Raw genomic sequence first — 19,450 nt, 5'->3', positions numbered from 1 at the left:
GACAGCGGTATTCGCCGCTGCGTATTGCGACAGGCTCAAGCCATGCGCTACCCACTGCCGCTCGACGCCCTCGAGCACCTTCTTCGAATGCCGTTCGACGCCCACGCGATCAACGCCACATTCACCTTGTTGCCGTTCACCTCCACGCCTGCCACCGCCTCCCTGAAGCGGCACCTGCGCGTGCGCGGAACACCGATCGCTGCCGTTTTTCGCCAGCACGCCTGACGGCAACGGTGCGACCGGCGCGAGCGCCGGCCACCTCCTACATTCAAAAGACAGAACAACATCCCCATGCGGGAGGGAACACACATGCCCAAGACCCTACTGGTGAAGAACGCCGCACTGCTGGTGACCATGGACGGCGAACGCCGCGAGATCAGACACGGCGGCCTGTACATCGAGGACAACCTGATCCGCCAGGTCGGCCCCAGCGAAAGCCTGCCGCAGCACGCCGACGTGGTGCTGGACATGACCGGCAAGGTCGTCATTCCCGGCCTGGTCAACACCCACCACCACATGTACCAGAGCCTCACCCGCGTGGTGCCGGCGGCCCAGGACGGCGAGCTGTTCAACTGGCTGACCAACCTCTACCCGATCTGGGCGCGGCTGACCCCGGAAATGATCGCGGTGTCGACCCAGACGGCGATGGCCGAGCTGATCCTTTCCGGCTGCACCACATCGAGCGACCACCTGTACATCTACCCCAACGGCTGCAAGCTCGACGACAGCATCCACGCCGCCGAAGAGATCGGCATGCGCTTCCACGCCGCGCGCGGCAGCATGAGCGTGGGGCGCAGCCAGGGCGGCCTGCCGCCGGATTCGGTGGTGGAGAAGGAAAGCGACATCCTCAAGGAGTCGCAGCGCCTGATCGAGGACTACCACGACGCCAGCCATGGCGCGATGCGCCGCGTGGTGGTAGCGCCCTGCTCGCCGTTCTCGGTGAGCCGCGACCTGATGCGCGAGGCGGCGGTGCTCGCCCGCCACTATGGCGTGTCGATGCACACCCACCTGGCCGAGAACGTCAACGACATCGCCTACAGCCGCGAGAAGTTCGGCATGACTCCAGCCGAGTATGCCGAGGACCTGGGCTGGGTCGGCCATGACGTATGGCACGCGCACTGCGTGCAGCTCGACCAGCACGGCATCGAGCTGTTCGCTCGCACCGGCACCGGTGTCGCCCACTGCCCATGCTCGAACATGCGCCTGGCCTCGGGCATCGCGCCGATCCGCAAGATGCGCGACCACGGTGTGCCGGTGGGGCTGGGGGTCGACGGCTCGGCCTCCAACGACGGAGCCAGCATGATCGGCGAAGTGCGCCAGGCGCTGCTGCTGCAGCGGGTGGGCTTCGGTCCCGATGCGATGACCGCGCGCGAAGCGCTGGAGATCGCCACCCTGGGCGGCGCCAAGGTGCTCAACCGCGACGATATCGGCGCCCTGGCACCGGGCATGGTCGCCGACTTCGTGGCCTTCGACCTGGGCCATGTGGCCTATGCCGGCGCCCTGCACGATCCGTTGGCGGCGCTGGTGTTCTGCACCCCGACCCATGTCGATACCAGCGTGATCAACGGCCGGGTGGTGGTCGAGGCTGGGCAGTTGAAGACCGTCGACCTGCCACGGGTGCTCGAACGCCACAATCAGCTGGCCTATCAGCTGGTCAGCGGCGAGTAGCCCTCGGCGCGAAGCGCTTCCTCCCAGTGGGTGGGAGCGGGTTTACCCGCGAAGCAGCTCCTGCGGTGGATGGCACCGGCCTTGCCGGTGTTCGCGGCTAAGGCCGCCCCCACAGGAGCCGCGCCAGATTGAGAAATCCGAGCAAGACAGTTGCTCCTACAGAGTGGACCAGGCGCATGCATCTTTTCGAGGGCGCATTATCGGTAGATCACTCTGTTCAGATACCTCAAACGATGTAGAATCCGCACGCCAAACACTTTCCCTTTCCCTTCGAGCTTTGCCGATGAAGCTGGCCCGCCACACACGATCGCACGTTGCCTGGTTGCTGTACTTCAGCATCCTGTTCGGCTCGTTGCTGTGTGCCATCGGCCATGGGCAGATGGCCGGCCTGCGCCTGGCAGGCCTGGATGACGCCGCCTGGTGCGCGGCCGACGCCAGTGGCGTGTTCAAGGGCGACCAGGACGCCACCGACCCGGTGGTGCCCGCCGGCAGCGACTGCGTGATCGCCAGCCTGTTCAGCGCCAGCCTGCTGGCAGTGTTCTTCGGGCTGCTGGCCGTGCTCGCCGGCGAATCGAGCAAGCCCTTACCCAGACAACCCGCGCCACGCCTGCCCAAGCAGCGCTGGCCACTGGTCAATCCCCGCGCCTCCCCCGCTTCGCTTCTCGCGTTCTGACATCGCCACGCCCGAGTGCCGCCTGATCGGCAGCGGGCGCGCGCTCACCGATTTCAGCCAGGAAGCCTTGCATGTTCCGCATGACCACTTTGGCGCTGCTCGTTGGCAGCGCAACCTGCGCCTGGGCGCAGGATGACACCCTGACCCTGCCCGCCAGCAACGTCACGGCCACGGCCGACCACCCCAAAGAAGCCACCACCCTGGATCTCGACCGGCCTATCGAAAGCGGCTCGCGACTGAACCTCAGCGCACGCGAGAACCCCGCCTCGGTCAGCGTTGCCGACCGCAAGACCATGGAGCGCATCGGCGCGCGCAACTTCCAGGACGCCGCCAACGCCCTGCCCGGCGTCAACGCCTCGGCACCACCCGGCTGGGGCGGCTACGTGTCGTACCGGGGCTTCAACGGTGCCCAGGTCAGCCAGTTGTTCAACGGCATCAACCTGCAATACGGCGCCACGGCGCGCCCGGTTGGCGCGTGGATCTACGACCGCGTCGAACTGCTCGGCGGCCCCTCGTCATTCCTCAACGGCAGCGGCGCCGTCGGCGGCAGCCTGAACATGATCACCAAGCTGGCCAACCGCGACGAGGACAGCTTCGAGGGCCGTGTCAGCTACGCTCGCTACGACACGATGGAAACCTCGGTCGGTTTCAACAAGGCGCTCAACAGCGGCGATGGCCCGCGCCACTATGCGCGGCTCGACTACAGCCGCACCAGCAGCAACGGCTATATCGACCGCCAGGAAAACGGTGCCGGCAACCTGGCCTTCTCGCTGCTCAGCGACATCAACGACCAGCTGTCGCACACCCTGGCCATCGAGTACCTGGAAGAAAAAGAAGACAGCCCGTACTGGGGCACGCCGGTGCTGCAGCCGGCGGTCGGCACCCTGCACATCGACAAGCACAATCGCTTCGACAACTACAACGTCGAGGACGGCCGCTACGAGCAGCGCACCCGCTGGCTGCGCTCGATCACCGATTACCGCATCGATGACAGCAACCAGCTGCGCAACACCTTCTACCACTACAACGGCCAGCGCGATTACCGCAACCTCGAGGTGTACCGCTACAACGCCGGCAACACCAACATTGCCCGCTCCGGCGGCTACCGCCAGCGCCACGACCAGGAGGTCAACGGCAACCGCACCGAACTGACCCATCAAGGCCAGCTGTTCGGTCTGGCCAGCGACTGGGCGTTCGGCGTGGACTACAGCCGCAACCAGCAGACCACCTATCCGCTGTCCAAAGGTGCCTTCGATACCATCGACCCGAATGGCTTCCAGCCCGGCCACTTCCTCGACATCCCCGGCATGGACGCGCCGCGCGCCAAAGGCCGCAGCACCAACACCGACACTACCGCGGGCTTTGTCGAGAACCGCACCCGCCTGACCGACCAGCTGTCGCTGATCACCGCGTTGCGCTACGACCATATCGACTTCGACGTGGTCGACCACGTGACCCGGGCCAAGCTCGACCGACGCTGGGACGCCTTCACCGGCCGCCTGGGCCTGGTCTACGACCTGACCGCCAATGTCAGCCTGTACACCCAGTACAGCACCTCGGCCGAGCCACCGGGGGGCTCGCTCACCGGCGCCTCGATCAGCCAGGTCGGCGACTTCGACCTGAGCACCGGGCGCCAGGTGGAAGTGGGCAGCAAGTTCGACTTCCTCGACGGGCGCGGCTCGGCTACCGCCGCGGCCTATCGCATCGTGCGCAAGAACATCTCGGTGCCCTCCTCGACCGTGCCCAACACCACCGAGCAGGCCGGCCAGCAGACCTCCACCGGCATCGAGCTGGCGGCCTCGTTCAAGGTCACGCCCAAGCTACTGGCGGCGGGCAACTTCAGCTGGGTCAATGCCGAGTACGACGAGTTCAACGAGACCATCGGCGGCGTGGTGTACTCGCGCAAGGGCAAGAACCCGGTGAACATCCCCGACCGGGTGGCCAACCTGTGGCTGACCTACGACCTGGCGCCGGGCTGGCAGGTCGGCGCCGATGCCCGCTACGTGTCGTCGGTGTACGCCAACACCGCCAATACCGCCTGGGTGCCGTCGTACACCGTCTACGGGCTGTCCATGACTCACGACCTGGACCAGCACGTGCAAGTCAGCGCGCGCCTGCGCAACCTCACCGACGAGGTCTACGCGCGCTTCATCCACCAGACCAACACCCAGTACTACCTGGGTGAGCCGCGCAGCCTGGAAGTGGCCGTGCAGTGGCGCTACTGATGGGCCTCAAGCGCCAGCTGTACCTGTGGCACCGCTGGCTTGGCATCGTCGCCTGCCTGTTCATGGCGCTGTGGTTCGTCTCCGGGGTGGTCATGCTGTATGTCGGCTACCCCAAGCTGACCCCGGCCGAGCGCCTGGCCCACCTGCCGGCGCTGCCGGCCGGGTGCTGCGCGCAAATGCCAGGCAGCTGGGCGCAGCAGCCGTTGAAGGCGCTACGCCTGACCAGCCTGGGCGGGCGACCGTACTACCTGCTGGACCTGGCCGATGGCCGGCGCGTCGCCCTCGATGCCGCCAGTGGCAAGCCCCTGGCCGGCGCCGATGCGGCCTGGGCGCTGGCCAATGCCAGGCAGTTTGCCGGTGATGTGGCCCTGGATTACCAGGGCACGCTGGACGAAGACATGTGGACCCACTCCCGGGCCCTGGACGGCGAGCGCCCGTTGCATCAGGTGCGGGTCGCCGATGCGGCCGGCACCTGGCTGTACCTGTCCGGGCGCACCGGCGAGGTGGTGCGCGACGCCACCGCGCAGGAGCGCGCCTGGAACTGGGTCGGCGCCTGGCTGCACTGGCTCTACCCGTTGCGCGGCGGGTTCGGCTTCGACAATGGCTGGCGCACGCTGGTGATCGGGCTGTCGCTGCTGGGCACGCTGATGGCCGTGCTGGGCATGGCGGTGGGCGTTCTGCGCCTGCGCCTGCGCAAGCGCTATCGCAGTGGGTCGTGCAGCCCGTACCCCGGTGGCTGGTTGCGCTGGCACCATATCGGCGGGCTGCTGTTCGGCGGCGTACTGCTGCTGTGGGTGTTCAGCGGGCTGATGTCGATGCGCCCCTGGGGCCTGACCGACAGCCGCTCGCAGGTCGCGTTGTCTGCCCTGCAACAGGGCCCGTTGCGTGCCGCCGATCTGCGGCTGTCGGTCGGCGCCGCGTTGCAGCGGCTGGGCGAGGCGAACTTCACGGCCGTCGAGTTGCAGTGGCAGCGTCTGGGCGATGCGACTTACCTGGTGGCACGCAGCGCCAATGGCGACAGCCGCATCCTGGAAAGCGACGCACCGCCGGTCAAGGCGTTTTCACGGCAGCGGTTGCTGGCAGCGGCCCACGCCATGGCGCCAGAGGTGGCGAGTGTGGATGAGTGGCAAGACACCTACGACTTCCACTATTTCGCCCGCGACCCACAGAGCATGTACGGCTTCCAGACACGTCCCCTGCCGGTACTGCGCCTGCGTTTCGCCGACGCCGCCGACACCTGGGTCTACCTGGACCCGGCCAGCGGCACGCTGGTGGCCAGCCACGACCGGGCGCAGCGTGTCGGGCGCTGGCTGTTCAACCTGTTGCACAGCTGGGACTGGCAACCGCTGCTAGCGCGACCGTTGTTGCGTGAAGGGCTGATCATCGCCCTGAGTGCCGGTGGGTTGGTGATCTCGATCAGTGGCGTGGTGCTGGGCTGGCGGCGCTTGCGCCGTGCCTGTCACCAGTACCGGCATTGAGAGCAGCCTGTGCAAGCGGGCTCGTCGGGACATGGCACCGCCATGCCGGTGTTCGCGGCGGTTCGGCGCCCCGACACCCCCTCCCACAGGGATCGCAATGACCGCAAGGCTTGCGCTGGTCCGGTGGGAGCGGGTTTACCCGCGAAAGCCTACTAGCCCCGCTTCTTCTTCACCCCTCCCTGCCGCGCCTTGAAGCGTGGATTGGACTTGCAGATCACATAGATCCTTCCACGGCGCTTGACCACCTGGCAGTCACGATGACGGCGCTTGGCCTGTTTGAGCGATGACAGTACTTGCATGACAACCTCCGTTAACGTAATAACATAACATTAACGCGAATCATTCCCATCGCACAATCACTCTCGCCTCAGGCAGTGGCATCTGTCCAAATCAAAATGTTATGTTATTACATCAATAACGGAGACCCCACGTGAACCCTCGCGCACCGCTTCTGGCCGGCCTCACCCTTGGCCTGTTCGGCCAACCGCTTTCCGCGGCCCAACCCTTGCTGCTGGATGAAACCTCGATCACCGACGCCTACGTCGAGGAACGCGCGGACGGCCCGGTGCGTGGCTACCGCGCCACCCGTTCGGCCACGGCCACCCGCACCGACACCGATATCCGCGATACGCCCCAGAGCATCAACGTAGTCCCTGCCCAGGTGCTCAAGGACCTCAACACCACCCGCATCGACCGGGCCCTGGACTTTGCCGGCGGCGTCTCGCGCCAGAACAACTTCGGCGGCCTCACCTTCCTCAACTACAGCGTGCGCGGCTTTACCACGGGCGAGCTGTACAAGAACGGCTTCGCCATCAACCGCGGCAGCTACAGCTCGCCCGACACCTCCAATATCGAGCGCATCGAGGTGCTCAAGGGCCCGGCCGCCAGCCTCTATGGCCGTGGCGACCCCGGCGGCCTGGTCAATATCGTCACCAAGCGCCCGCAGGCCGAGACCTTCAGCACCCTCAGCCTGAGCGCCGGCAGTTGGGACCGCTACCGCACCACGCTCGACGCCAACGCCCCGCTGGACAGCGAAGGCAACCTGCTGGGCCGGGTCAACCTGGCCGTCGAGGACAACGGCAGCTTCCGCGATCATGTCGACAGCGAACGGCGGATCGTCAGCCCATCGCTGAGCTGGCAGCTCTCGCCGGATACCCGCCTGATGCTCGATACCGAGTTCTCCCGTACCGAGTCGGTATTTGATCGGGGTATTCCAGCGGTCAACGGCGAGCTGGGTTCGGTGCCGCGCTCGGCCTTCATGGGCGAGCCCAACGACGGCAAGATCCGCAACGACAACCAGACCATCGACCTGGCCCTGGAGCATGTGCTCGACGACAACTGGAAACTGCGCCTGGCCAACCACTACACCCAGGGCACGCTCAAGGGCAACAGCTCCGAACCCCAGGCCCTGGTCGGCAGCACCCTCACCCGTTTCTATCGCGAGCGCGACTTCGAGTGGAACGACAACATCACCCAGGCCGAGCTGCATGGTCATTTCGAGCTGTTCGGCTGGCAGCACCAGACCTTGGCCGGCTTCGAATACGAGAACTACCGCAACAGCCAGAAGTACCCGCAAAGCGCGACGCTGGCCAGCTATGGCCAGGACATCCGCAACCCGGTGTACGGCAAGCCCAAGCCGGCCCTCGCCCGGGCCAACGACTTCTTCGAGCGCACCGAGAGCTACGCCCTCAACCTGCAGGACCAGATCGCCTTCACCGAGCGTCTGCGCGGCTTGCTCGGCGTACGCCTCGAACACATCGAACAGACCTCGCAGAACCGCAGCACCAGGGTCAGCAACACCCAGGAAAAGGATGTCGCCACCCCGCGCATCGGCCTGCTGTACCAACTGACGCCGCAGGTCGGCGTGTTCGCCAACGCCTCCACCTCCTTCAAGCCCAATACCATCGGCACCCAAGGGCAGGTGTACAAGCCCGAGAAAGGCCTGGGCTACGAGACCGGGCTGAAGCTCGACCTGCTCGACAGTCGCCTGGGCGCGACCATCGCGCTGTTCCATATCGACAAGGAGAACGTCGTCACCACCGATGCCCTCGGCGACAGCGTGGCCGCCGGCAAGGCGCGCAGCCAGGGCCTGGACCTGCAGTTCAGCGGCCAGCTCAGCGACGCGGTGCGGGTGATCGGCGCCTATGCCTATATCGATGCCGAAGTCACCAAGGGCGACGCCGCCGTGCCCAAGGGCAGCGACCTGCTTGGCATTGCCCGCAACAGCGGCAGCCTGATGGGCGTGTACGAGTTCCAGAACGGTGCCCTGCGCGGCTCGGATGTGGGCGCGGCCTTCAACTACGTGGGCGAGCGCTCAGGCCAGGCCGGCAGCCGCTTCACCCTGCCCTCCTACAGCACGGTCGACCTGCTGGCGCACTACAAGGCCAGCGAACAGGTGACCGTGGGGCTGAATCTCAACAACCTGTTTGATCGCAAGTACTACGAACGCTCGTACAACAGTTCGTGGGTGCTGCCGGGGGAGCCGCGCAATGTCAGTTTGAGCCTGACGCTCAGTCTTTGAGGGGGACGGGTTATTGAGCGGGTGAAGGTCACCAAGTGTCCGCCGTAACCCTTGCAGCGCCTATCAGATCGAGCGCCGCCCGCGCGGCGCATCGCGACGCAAGGCCGCTCCTACATTTGTTTCGGGCCAGTCGCTCCTGTGCCATTACCTGGTCCGCCTTGTTGGTACGACACGGTATCAAGGCGGGCACTGCTGGCGCCTCGCCTGACTTGAGGCATGCACCAAGGCGGGCGGCGCTACTTTCACAGGAATAATTGGCCCGAAACAGATGTAGGAGCGGCCTTGCGTCGCGATGCGCCGCGCGGGCGGCGCTCGATCTGATAGGCGCTGCAACTCCAACGCCGAACACCTGCAAACCCCACCACTCAACTCGCCTCGGACACCCCAGACCTGCGCCCAAGCGCCTGCCACCCCAGCACCAGCACGAACACCCCGGCAAAGGCCATGACGATGGTCGGCGCCGGCGCGCTGTCGAGGTAGAACGAGCAGTACACGCCAAGGAACGAACAGCCGACGGCCACCAGCAACGCCACCCACAGCATGTGCCGGAACTGGCGTGTCAGCAGCGCGGCGATGGCCCCCGGGGCGATCAGCAAGGCGATCGCCAGGATCACCCCCGAAGCCTTCAGCGCCCCGACCACCGCCAGCGAGATCAGGCACAGCAGGCCATAGTGCAACCAGCCGGTGCGCAGGCCGACCGCATGGGCCTGCACCGCGTCGAAGGTGTGCAACATCAGGTCCTTCCACTTGCCGCCGACCACCAGCGCCGTGAGCACGGCGATAGCCGCGCACAACCACAGGTCCTGGGGGCCGGCGCCGAGAATGTCGCCGAAGAGAATGTGATCCAGGTGCACATCGGACTCGATCTTCAGGTACAGCACCAGCCCCAGGCCGAACATGCCCGAATAGACGATGCCCATCACCGTGTCCTGCTTGATGCGGCTGTTCTGCTTGAGAAACCCCGTGGCCACGGCGCAGAACATACCCGCGACAAAGGCACCTATGGCATAGGGAATCTGCACGATGTAGGCGATCACCACGCCAGGAAACACCGCATGGGCGATGGCATCGCCCAGCAACGCCCAGCCCTTGAGCACCAGGAAGCACGACAGCAGCGCCATGGGGATGGCGATCAGCACGGCGATGGCCATGGCATAGACCATGAAGTCGAAGCGAAGCGGCTCCAGCAGCAGATCCAGCAGGTTCATGGGCGAACCTCCAGCAGCGCCTGGCGCCGACGGCGACGGGCGGCCAGCAGGCCGTGCTTGCGGGCGAAGACGAACACCAGCAGGAAGATCAGCGTCTGCAGCACCACGATCACGCCACCGGTGGCGCCGTCCAGGTAATAGCTCAGGTAGGTGCCGGCCAGGCTGGTCAGGGCGCCGATGGCGACGGCGATGGCCAGCAACCGGGGAAAGCGGTCGCTGAGCAGATAGGCCGTCGCGCCCGGGGTGATGACCATGCAGATCACCAGGAACGCCCCCACCGTCTGCAGCGCGGCCACGGTCGAAGCCGACAGCAAGGCGAAGAACAGCAGCTTGAGCGCGGTCGGGCGGATACCGACCGCGCGCGCCTGCTGCTCGTCGAAGAAGGTCAGCATCAGGTCGCGCCACTTGGCCAGCAGCACCGCCAGGGTGACCAGGCCGATGATCGCCAGCTGCAAGGTGTCGCCCGGGGTGATCGCCAGGATGTTGCCGAGCACGATGGTCTGGATGTTCACCGAGGTCGGTGACAGCGAGACCATGAACAGGCCCAGGCCGAAGAACGAGGTGAAGATCATGCCGATCACCACATCTTCCTTCAGTCGCGTGCGCCGCTGCAGGAACAGCAACGCGGCCGAGGCCAGTGCGCCGGCGAAGAACGCACCGAGGGAGAACGGCAGGCCGATCATGTAGGCGCCGGCCACGCCAGGCACGATGGCGTGGGACAGCGCATCGCCGATCAGCGACCAGCCCTTGAGCATCAGGTAGCAGGACAGGAACGCGCAGACCCCGCCGACCAGGGTCGAGACCCACAGGGCATTGCGCATGTAACCGTAGGCAAACGGTTCGAGCAGCAGTTCGATCATGCGTCGGCCTCGCTGTCGCTGCCCGGCTCGCGACGTGCCGGCAGGCCATTGCGCAGGATCAGTGGCCGCTCGTCGTCGCTGAACACGCTGACCGGTGGTTGCTGCGCCGGATCGCCCGGCAGCAGCGCGAAGTGGCGCAGCACCCCGCCGAAGGCACGTTCGAGATTGTCCCGGGTGTAGACCTCGTCGGTCGGGCCGTGGGCCAGCACGGTGCGCTTGATCAGCACCACCCGATCGCAGAACTCGGGCACCGAGCCGAGGTTGTGGGTCGACACCAGCATGATCCGCCCCTCGGCACGCAGCTCGCGCAGCAACTGGATGATCTGGTCCTCGGTCTTCACGTCGACCCCGGTGAACGGCTCGTCGAGCAGGATCACCCGGCTGTCCTGGGCCAGGGCCCGGGCCAGGAACACACGCTTGCGCTGGCCGCCTGACAGTTCGCCGATCTGGCGTTTGCGCAAGGCCTGCATGTCGACCCGGCTCAGCGCCGCGTCCACCGCCTCATGATCGGCGCGGCGGGCGATGCGCAGCGGGCCCATGTGCCCGTAGCGGCCCATCATCACCACATCCTCGACCAGCACCGGGAAGTCCCAGTCCACCTCCTCGGCCTGGGGCACATAGGCCGTGCATTTTTGCCGCAAGGCGCGCTCGGCCGGCAGCCCCAGCACGCTGACCCGCCCTGCGGCCAGGCGCACCAGGCCCATGATGGCCTTGAACAAGGTCGACTTGCCCGAGCCATTGACCCCCACCAGCGCGGTGATCGTGCCCATCGGCAGCGTGAAACTGGCATCCTGCAGCGCGGTATGGCCATTGCGATAGGTCACGGTCGCGCCCTGCACGACGATCCCGGCTTCCAGCGCCTGGTTGTGCGAGTTCATGGGCTGGCCACCGCGTTCAGGCCGCGGACGATGGTGTCGGTGGTCACCCGCAGCAGGTCGAGGTAGGTCGGCACCGGGCCGTCCGGCGTGCTCAGGGAGTCGACATACAGCACGCCACCATAATGCGCGCCGGTTTCGCGGGCCACCTGGCGCGCGGGTTTGTCGGACACCGTGCTTTCGCTGAAGACCGCCGGGATGGCATGGGCCCTGACCGCGTCGATCACCGTGCGCACCTGGTTCGGCGTGCCTTGCTGGTCGGCGTTGATCGGCCACAGGTACAGCTCCTTCAGGGCAAAATCACGCGCCAGGTAGGAGAACGCGCCTTCGCTGCTGACCAGCCAGCGTCTGTCTGCCGGGATCTGCTCCAAGCGCTCGCGCAGCGGCGCGATGGTCGCCTCGATGCGCGCCTTGTAGGCGTCGGCGTTGCGCTGGTAGGTCGCAGCGTGCGCCGGATCATGGCGCACCAGTGCGTCACGGATGTTGTCCACGTAGATAAGGGCGTTGCGCGGCGACATCCACGCATGGGGATTGGGCTTGCCGCTGTAGGGACCGGCGACGATGCCCATGGGCTCGATGCCGTCGGACACCACCACCCCCGGCACCTGGTGCAGGCGCTGGAAGAACTTCTCGAACCACAGCTCAAGGTTCAGGCCGTTCCACAGGATCAGCTGCGCCCCCTGCGCGCGGCGCAGGTCGCCAGGGGTCGGCGAGTAATTGTGGATCTCGGCGCCGGGCTTGGTGATCGACTCGACCACCGCGGCGTCTCCCGCCACATTGCGGGCCATGTCGGCAATGATGGTGAAGGTGGTGACCACCTTGAACTTTTCCGCCGCGTCGACCGGCAGCGCCAGCAGCAGTGCGGCGAACATCACGCCTGCCAGGCGCAATGGGCGGGATTGGAACCTGCGTCTATCGAACATCCGTCACTTCCACTTCGAGTCGGAGGAAACGGCTAACAGCACGGTTTATCGGCCAACCTTGTGCAAGGACGCGGGGTCGTGTGGTCGGCGCGACATAGCGGAGTATGGAGAGCCGCCACACGGATGGCAAATGCGCAAAGCGCCTCAGGACAGCAGCGCGGCCAGCCCCAGCAACGGCCAGCCCGCCACGGCGACGCCCGCCGCCAGCCTCGGCTGGTAAGGCAGCAGCAGCACCAGGGCCAGCCCCGCCAGCGAGACCAGCCCAAGCCCGCCGATAGGCCCCATCGCCCAACCCCAGGCCATGACACTGGCGGCGAAGCTGGCTGCCAGCGCCAGCCAGCCCAGTGCCCGCAAGCCGCGACGCAGCCAGCGCGGCGGCAAACGCCCCCAGGCCTGCTTGTAATGCCGCTCCAGGCCCATGCACAAGGCGAGCATGCCGCCGTAGGCCAGCAGCAACCCGCTGGATATCGCCAGGTTCATTCAGTTGACCTCCGCACGAACACGCACTGGCCGCGCCATGGCCGGCCGCCCGAGCTTCCAGGCACACCCGGCCAACAGCATGCCGATGACCAGGGCCGTGATTTCCAGCCACGGATGAGCCCCGCGACTCGGCGTGACCAGGTTCAGCAACGCCAGCCCCAGGCACAGCAGCGCGCCCAGCCAGAGCTGTTCCTGCCAGGCCCGCCGCCAGGGGCGCAGGCTGGCATGCGCCAGGGTCGCCAGCCAGGCCAGGAAGAACACCCGCACCTCCCAGCCAGCGCGTTGCTCCAGCCCCACCGGCAACAGGCGGTTGGCCCACAGCAGGCCCGCGCAGGCCACGGCCAGGCCGGCCATCGCGCTGACATTGACCCGTTCGGCGACGTGATACAGCACCGCGCCCAGCCGCCCCTCGCCATCATGCCGACGCCGGCGCTTGACGGTGAACAGCACCAGCCCGGTGGCGATCATCGCGCAACTGGCCAGGCCGCAGACGAAGTACAGCCAACGCATCGCATAGCCACCGAACTGGGCGAAATGCATGCCCGCCATGACCCGCTGCGTGAGCAGGCTCGGCCGGCTCTCGGGCGGCGCCCGCAGCACCTGGCCGCTCACGCCGTCGAACAGCATGCTCTGGCCTTTGGTCAGCTCGATGCGATTGCCCAGCAGCGGGCGTGCCTCGATCCGTGCATCGCCGCGCCCAGGGTTGTGGATCGACAGGCTGGCCACCGGCCCCAGCTGGCGCTCGGCCTCGGCCAGCAGCGGCGCCAAGGCCGTCAGCGGCGCCGCCTCGACCGCCACCTGCCGGGGCTGGCGGCCTTGCGTGGCGTGCTGTTGCGTCGGCACGCCACGCAAGGCGCGGGTGAGCGCATCGCGATCGCCGTCGAACAGCGCATCGGACGCCGCCGGCATGTAGATCAGGTAGAAGATCACCAGTCCGGTGTAGGTGATCATCAGGTGGAATGGCAGCACCAGCACGCCCGTGGCGTTGTGCGCGTCCAGCCAGGAGCGCTGGCCCTTGGCCGGGCGGAAGGTGAAGAACTCCTTGAAGAACTTCTTGTGGATGACGATGCCGCTGACCAGCGCTGCCAGCATCGCCATGGCGGCCAGGCCCACCACCCAGATACCCAAGGTGCGCGGCAGGTCGAGGGTGAAGTGAAAACGGAAGAAGAAGCTGCCCCCCGCCGTCTCGCGCACCGCCAGCGGCTCGCCGGTTTCAGGGTCCAGCGCCAGGCCGCCGCCGCGGCGCTGCTCGCCGGTGGACACGCTGAGCGTCGGCGAGCGCTCGGTGGGCAGGCCGATGTTCCAGGTCCGCGCCTCGGGATGCCTGGCTTGCAGGTAGTCCAGGGCCGTCTGCGCGGCCTGTGCCGGACTCTGGGCATGAGCCGGGATCTCCGGACGCATCCAGCCGTCGATTTCCTTGTCGAACACCGCGAGGGTGCCGGTGAGGAAAATCGCGAACAGCACCCAGCCGAGCAGCAGCCCGCTCCAGGTGTGCAGCCACGACAGCGATTGGGTGATGGTTCGGGCTTTCATGCCAGGCGCTCCATCAGTTGCGGCCAGAAGCCGATCAGCGCCAGCGGCACGCCCAGGGCCAGGCCGGCCCAGGCGCGCCTGGCGCTTCGGCAGGCGAAGGCCCAGAGGATCGCGCCGGTGTAGACGGCAAATGACAGCACGGTGGCGACGATCAGCGCGTCCACCTGCTCCAGCGGCAGCAGCCGGGCCAGCGCGGCGGTGAAGGCGTAGGTGAAGGCATAGCCGCCGAACACGGCGGCGACGATGCGCGAGAGCATGGGCCAGGAGCGGTGTGTGGATTTCACGGTTTGCAATCCTCGGGGGCGCCTTGCGCCCATTCGCGGGCAAGCCCGCTCCCACATGGTTCGTGGGAGCGGGCTTGCCCGCGAATAGGCTGCGCCGCAGCCCCGCTGGTGATCAGAACGAAGTGGTCACCGACGCATAGAACGCGCGCCCCGGCTCGTTGTAGGTGGCGGCGCCGGCGCTGGTACCCGAGCCTTCGCGGTACACGCGCTTGTCGAACAGGTTGCTGATACCCGCGCCGAACGACAGGTTCTTGTTCAGCTGGTAGGTGCCGCCGACACCCCAGATGTGGTACGGGTCGAGGGTCTTGAGCTCGTTCTGCGCGCTGACGTTGACCTCGCGCGTCGGGTTGAAGCGTCGCGGTTCCTGCTTGCCGTAATAGGTCCCGGTCAAGCTCAGCGACAGCGCCTGGGTCACCTGCCAGTCGAGCATGGTGTTGACCGTGTACTCCGGCACCACCGACAGCGGGTTGCCGTCGCTGTCCTCGTTGGCGTCCATGTAGGTGAAGTTGGTGTTCCAGCTCAGCACCTCGCCGGCCTCGCCCAGCAGCGGCACGCCGATACTACCTTCCCAACCCTTGACCACCGCGTCCTGGGCGTTGTCCCAGCGCAGGATCGCCTCGTTGTTGGCGGTGCGCCCGGTCACGTCGTTGGCCGAGACGATCTTGTTGTCGTAGTCGTTGCGGAAGTAGGTCAGGCTGGCGCTCCAACCATCGCGGGCGAAGCTCACGCCCAGCTCCTTGTTGACGCTGATCTCCGGATCGAGGTCGGCGTTGCCGAGCACGTAGCAGCCATTGGAATTGAGGCTCGGCGCGCAGCCGTTGCCGTTGCTGCGGTACAGGTAGTTGGGGTTGGACTGGTACAGGTTCGGCGCCTTGAACGCGCGGGCGATACCGGCCTTGAGGGTGACGTCCTCGGTGAGCTTGTACGAGGTGTTCAGGCTCGGGCTCCAGTTGGCGCCGAACTGATCGTGGTGATCCAGGCGCAGGCCCGGGGTGAGGAACCAGTTCGGCGTCAGCTCGATATTGTCCTCGGCATACAGCGCCATGATGGTGGCGTCCATGTCGGTGGGGCGCGCGCCAGCGGCGGAAGCTGGCAGCGTGGTGCCCACGGTGCGGTTCAAGGTGCTGGGGTCGTCGAGCTCCTGGTAGTTCCACTCGGCGCCGAGGGTCAGGGTCTGCGGACGCAACAGCTCCAGCGGCAGGTCCACCTGGCCCTGGACCAGGTAGCTGTCGTAGGTGCTGGTGGCTTTCTCGTTGCCGCTGATATCGCCGTCGGCGCTACCCGACAACCCCTCCAACAGGCGGTTGTTGCGGGTCTTCTCGTACTGCGCCAGCACCCGCGAGGTGCCGAAGTCCCAGTCGCCACGGTGGGTGACGGAGAAGTCCTGGCGGTACATGGTATTGGTCTCGCGCCCCAGCCAGCCGTTGACGACCGTGCCGGGCACCAGCGAATCGGTGCCGCCGGTGCCGACATCGCCGGTGTAGATATTGCCCTGGCGGCTGAAGCCGGTCTCGAAATCGAGCGTCTGCTGGTTGTCCAGCGCCCAGCTCACCAGCGCGTTGATGTCCTTGTTGCGCACGCCTTCACGGCCAGCGGCCAGCGACGAGCCGATGGCAGTGTTGGTATGACCCTGGTTGATATCGGCGTCGTCGGCGTCGGTCTTGTTCAGGTTGCCGTAGACGCGGAAGGTCAGCGCATCGGTCAGCGGGCCGGCAAGGCTGAAGGTGGTGCGCTTGGTCATGCCCTCGGCATCGTCCTCGGGCAGGTTGGTGAACGCGGTAATGCTGCCGGTCATTTCCTGGGTCGGGCGCTTGGTGATGATGTTCACCACCCCGCCCATGGAACCGGAGCCATAACGGGCCGCCGCCGGACCGCGCAGCACCTCGATGCTCTCGACCTGGTCGGCCGGCACCCAGTTGCTGTCACCGCGGGTGTCGCGCTCGCCGGCACGGGTATAGCGCACCGCGTTGCGCGAGGTCACCGGCTTGCCGTCGATCAGGATCAGGGTGTTCTCCGGCCCCATGCCGCGCAGGTCGATCTGCCGGTTGTTGCCGCGCGAGCCGCTGGCGCCGTTGCCGGTCAGGTTGACGCCCGGCATCTTGCGGATGATTTCGGACAGGTCGTTGACCGGTGGGCGCTTCTTGATGTCCTCGGCGCTGATGATCGAAACGCCCGATGCCTGCTTGAGCTCCTGCTCGGCGCTGGCCACCACATGGGTGTCAGTCAACTCCAGCACCTCGCCGTCACGGGCCTCGGTGGCGGCCCACAGCGTGGCGGGCGACGCGGCCAGCAGGGCCAGGCAGAGATGGTTGAGCTTGAATCGGGGCTGCATCGAAACACTCCTTGCGCGTTGAGGGCTGTGCGGATCAGGCGCGCGAGGATGACGCGGTGACGCTATCCGGCGCGCCCCGAAGTCAGCACGGGACGAGCACGAATGCTATATATTCTCATTTGAGAGTAAATCTTTTTTACAATCTATACACTTCTCAGCCTCAGCGTGACCCGCAAACCTGGCTCGCGGTTCTGCGCCCAGACCTCGCCGCCCTGCAGTTGCGTGACGCTGCGCGCGATCGACAGGCCCAGGCCGAAACCATCGCCGCCGGGGCGCGCGGCATTGAGCCGGGTGAAAGGCTGGAAGATGCTTTCCAGCTGTTCGGGGTCGACGCCCGGCCCCTGGTCCTCGATCCATACCTGCCAGGTCTGGCCCTCGCACCGCCCGCCCAGGGTGACCACGCCCCCCGGCGGCGAATGGCGCACGGCATTGCGCAGCAGGTTCTCCAGGGCCTGGGCCAGGCTGTTGAGATGACCGAGCACCGTGCACCCGGCCGGCAAGGCGTTGCGCAGTTGCTCGACGGGCCAGCCGCGCTCGTAGCAGACGTCTTCGCACAGCACCTCCCACAGCCGCCCCACATCCACCGGCGCCAACGGCAGCAGCGGACGCTCGGTGTCCAGCCAGACCAGTTCCAGGGTGTCGTTGATCAGCCGCTCCATGCCCTGGACCTCCCGCTCCAGGCGCTGGCGCAACGCGTCGTTGTCCTGCTCGCGCTCGCCGGTGACACGCAGGCGGCTGAGCGGCGTGCGCAGCTCATGGGACAGGTCGCGCAGCAACTGGCGCTGGAACGCCACGGTGTTTTCCAGCCGAGCGGCCATATGGTCGAACGCCCCCGCCAGTTCGCCCAGCTCGTCGCGACGTCGGGTCAGCTGGCCACCGACCCGGGCGGACAGGTCGCCGGCACTCAGGGCGATGGCCTGGCGACGCAGCACCGCCAGCGGCGCGATGACCCGGCGAAACAACAGCACGCCCAGCCCCAGCGCCAGGCCGGCGGGCAGCACCCGCTCCAGCAAGGCACGCCACAGATGGTTGTACTGGCGCGGGTTGAGCCGCGCCGGCAGGTCCATCACCAGTTGCGCGTCGCTGCGCGCGAACGGCACGTAGAAGGTCGGCGTGCCACCGGGCCGCCCCACCGACCAGTCCAGCGAGCGGATGAAATGGAGCTTCTTGCGCTCACGCCCGCGCAAGGGGCGTGACGACAACGACCTGTCATGAGGCCCGACCACCACGGCCCAGACACCTTCGCCGGTCGTCAGGTTGGCGAGAAAGCGGTCGACGCCGCCCTCCCCGTCCTCCTCCCAGGCCTGTTCGGCCTGCAGGCCGTATTCGGACAACTCCTTTCGCGCGGCTTCGCCAAGGGTGGAAGTGGCCATGTCCAGGCGCTGGCTGACGTCCACGTGCAGGCTGATGATCAGCAGGCTGAGCAAGGCGATGCCACCCAGCAATGTCCAGAACAGCGAATGGCGGTCGGGCAGCCTCATGGCTGCACGCGCTTGAGCACGTAGCCGGTGCCGCGCACGGTCTCCACCCGAGCCGTGCTGTAGCCGATCAGCTGCAACTTGCGGCGGATATGGCTGACATGCATGTCCAGGCTGCGGTCATGGATCGAGTACGCCCGGTTCAGCGCCTGCTGGTAGAGGAAGGTCTTGCTCAGCACCTCTTCTGGCGCATGCAGCAGGGTCTCGAGGATGCGGTATTCGCAACCGGTCAATCCGGCCCAGCGCTGCCGATGGCAGACATCGCCGCGCAGCGGGTCGAAACTCAGGTCCAGGGCCCGGCCAAGCGCTTCGTGGCCAACCGGGTCCTGGCGCTCGTAGGCAACCCGGCGCAGCAACGCGTCGATGCGCACATCCATCTCCGCCATGCTGAAGGGCTTGGGCAGGTAATCGTCGGCGCCCTGACTGAAGCCGACGATGCGGTCCTGCTCGGCGCCCAGCGCCGACATCAGGATCACCGGCACACGCTGTCGGCGACGCAGCTCCACGAGAATCTCCAGGCCGTTGCTGTCGGGCAGCAGGATATCCAGCAGGACCAGGTCGAAACCGCCCTCGCGCAGCAGCTCGGCGACATCGCTGGCGCCATGGCGCACGGTCACCGCGAAGCCGCGCTCGCCCAGATGGCTGCCGATATGGGCCGACAGGACAGGATCGTCCTCGATGGCGAGAATGCGAACGGTAGAGGATGGGACGGGCGCCGGCTGCATGGGTTGACTCTGCGAATGATAATGATTGCTTGTCGCGCATTCTGACAAACCCGGCGCCGCGCCACAAATCGCAGTGCCAAGGCGCGCCACATGAAGGAAACTTCATGATCGCCGCCAGCCCCCTGGCAGCGGGGCCGTCGGCGCGCCACCGACAGCGCGCGCCGGGGCCTGCCTTGAGCCCCCCTGC

General features: G+C 66.7%; 17 protein-coding genes. 6 read left to right on the top strand and 11 right to left on the bottom strand.

All coding sequences use genetic code 11. The features are described 5' to 3' along the window. Positions 1 to 42 precede the first annotated feature (42 nt). From ACYUME_RS12295 to ACYUME_RS12275, 5 genes are all read left to right on the top strand, one after another. Positions 43 to 225 (top strand): hypothetical protein, encoded by a 183-nt coding sequence (locus ACYUME_RS12295; protein ID WP_460419068.1) that lies wholly within the window; start codon positions 43 to 45, stop codon positions 223 to 225. Positions 226 to 309: 84 nt separating this feature from the next. After that, entirely contained in the window at positions 310 to 1,668 is a 1,359-nt protein-coding gene (locus ACYUME_RS12290; RefSeq protein ID WP_460419067.1) for an 8-oxoguanine deaminase, read from the top strand. Between the two features lie 283 nt (positions 1,669 to 1,951). Next, positions 1,952 to 2,341, top strand: coding sequence for a DUF2946 family protein (locus tag ACYUME_RS12285; RefSeq protein ID WP_460419065.1), 390 nt, complete (start codon positions 1,952 to 1,954; stop codon positions 2,339 to 2,341). A 71-nt stretch (positions 2,342 to 2,412) separates the two neighbouring features. Then, positions 2,413 to 4,566, top strand: a complete 2,154-nt coding sequence (locus ACYUME_RS12280) for a TonB-dependent receptor (RefSeq protein ID WP_460419064.1) — start codon at positions 2,413 to 2,415, stop codon at positions 4,564 to 4,566. Continuing rightward, positions 4,566 to 6,044 (top strand): PepSY domain-containing protein, encoded by a 1,479-nt coding sequence (locus ACYUME_RS12275; RefSeq protein ID WP_460419347.1) that lies wholly within the window; start codon positions 4,566 to 4,568, stop codon positions 6,042 to 6,044. The genes ACYUME_RS12280 and ACYUME_RS12275 overlap by 1 nt, the downstream gene beginning before the upstream one ends. 152 nt (positions 6,045 to 6,196) lie before the next feature. Here ACYUME_RS12275 and ykgO read toward each other — a convergent pair whose 3' ends face one another. Then, the gene (gene ykgO / locus ACYUME_RS12270) at positions 6,197 to 6,343 is read right to left on the bottom strand and encodes a type B 50S ribosomal protein L36 (RefSeq protein WP_023632134.1); all 147 of its coding nucleotides are present in this window, start codon (positions 6,341 to 6,343) and stop codon (positions 6,197 to 6,199) included. Between the two features lie 131 nt (positions 6,344 to 6,474). Here ykgO and ACYUME_RS12265 point away from each other — a divergent pair, with 131 nt between their 5' ends. Next, positions 6,475 to 8,565, top strand: coding sequence for a TonB-dependent siderophore receptor (locus tag ACYUME_RS12265; protein WP_460419062.1), 2,091 nt, complete (start codon positions 6,475 to 6,477; stop codon positions 8,563 to 8,565). A gap of 365 nt (positions 8,566 to 8,930) precedes the next feature. Here the strand turns inward: ACYUME_RS12265 and ACYUME_RS12260 are convergent, their stop codons facing one another. The 10 genes from ACYUME_RS12260 to ACYUME_RS12215 form a co-directional block, all read right to left on the bottom strand. Continuing rightward, complete coding sequence (locus tag ACYUME_RS12260) at positions 8,931 to 9,773, bottom strand: metal ABC transporter permease (RefSeq protein WP_279886470.1); 843 nt, start codon at positions 9,771 to 9,773, stop codon at positions 8,931 to 8,933. Further along, complete coding sequence (locus ACYUME_RS12255; protein WP_279886471.1) at positions 9,770 to 10,633, bottom strand: metal ABC transporter permease; 864 nt, start codon at positions 10,631 to 10,633, stop codon at positions 9,770 to 9,772. The genes ACYUME_RS12260 and ACYUME_RS12255 overlap by 4 nt, the downstream gene beginning before the upstream one ends. Further along, positions 10,630 to 11,511, bottom strand: coding sequence for a manganese/iron ABC transporter ATP-binding protein (locus ACYUME_RS12250; protein ID WP_460419059.1), 882 nt, complete (start codon positions 11,509 to 11,511; stop codon positions 10,630 to 10,632). The genes ACYUME_RS12255 and ACYUME_RS12250 overlap by 4 nt, the downstream gene beginning before the upstream one ends. Next, positions 11,508 to 12,431: a metal ABC transporter substrate-binding protein gene (locus ACYUME_RS12245; RefSeq protein ID WP_279886477.1), complete on the bottom strand. Its 924-nt coding sequence runs from the start codon at positions 12,429 to 12,431 to the stop codon at positions 11,508 to 11,510. Before ACYUME_RS12245 ends, ACYUME_RS12250 begins: the two co-directional genes overlap by 4 nt. Before the next feature lie 144 nt (positions 12,432 to 12,575). Further along, positions 12,576 to 12,911: a DUF3325 domain-containing protein gene (locus ACYUME_RS12240; RefSeq protein WP_460419057.1), complete on the bottom strand. Its 336-nt coding sequence runs from the start codon at positions 12,909 to 12,911 to the stop codon at positions 12,576 to 12,578. Beyond that, on the bottom strand, positions 12,912 to 14,444 hold the full coding sequence (locus ACYUME_RS12235) for a PepSY-associated TM helix domain-containing protein (protein WP_460419055.1): 1,533 nt from the start codon (positions 14,442 to 14,444) through the stop codon (positions 12,912 to 12,914). It lies immediately after the preceding gene. Then, on the bottom strand, positions 14,441 to 14,701 hold the full coding sequence (locus ACYUME_RS12230) for a DUF3649 domain-containing protein (protein WP_460419345.1): 261 nt from the start codon (positions 14,699 to 14,701) through the stop codon (positions 14,441 to 14,443). Before ACYUME_RS12230 ends, ACYUME_RS12235 begins: the two co-directional genes overlap by 4 nt. Before the next feature lie 139 nt (positions 14,702 to 14,840). After that, positions 14,841 to 17,060, bottom strand: coding sequence for a TonB-dependent siderophore receptor (locus tag ACYUME_RS12225; RefSeq protein ID WP_460419054.1), 2,220 nt, complete (start codon positions 17,058 to 17,060; stop codon positions 14,841 to 14,843). 143 nt (positions 17,061 to 17,203) lie between these two features. Then, entirely contained in the window at positions 17,204 to 18,541 is a 1,338-nt protein-coding gene (locus ACYUME_RS12220; RefSeq protein WP_460419052.1) for a sensor histidine kinase, read from the bottom strand. Further along, positions 18,538 to 19,263 carry a response regulator transcription factor gene (locus tag ACYUME_RS12215; protein ID WP_279886056.1) on the bottom strand — a complete coding sequence of 242 codons (726 nt, stop codon included), beginning with the start codon at positions 19,261 to 19,263 and terminating at the stop codon, positions 18,538 to 18,540. The genes ACYUME_RS12220 and ACYUME_RS12215 overlap by 4 nt, the downstream gene beginning before the upstream one ends. Between the last annotated feature and the right edge of the window lie 187 nt (positions 19,264 to 19,450).

The organism is Pseudomonas sp. microsymbiont 2 (genome assembly GCF_054788395.1).
This window is presented reverse-complemented; position numbering and strand designations above follow the sequence as displayed.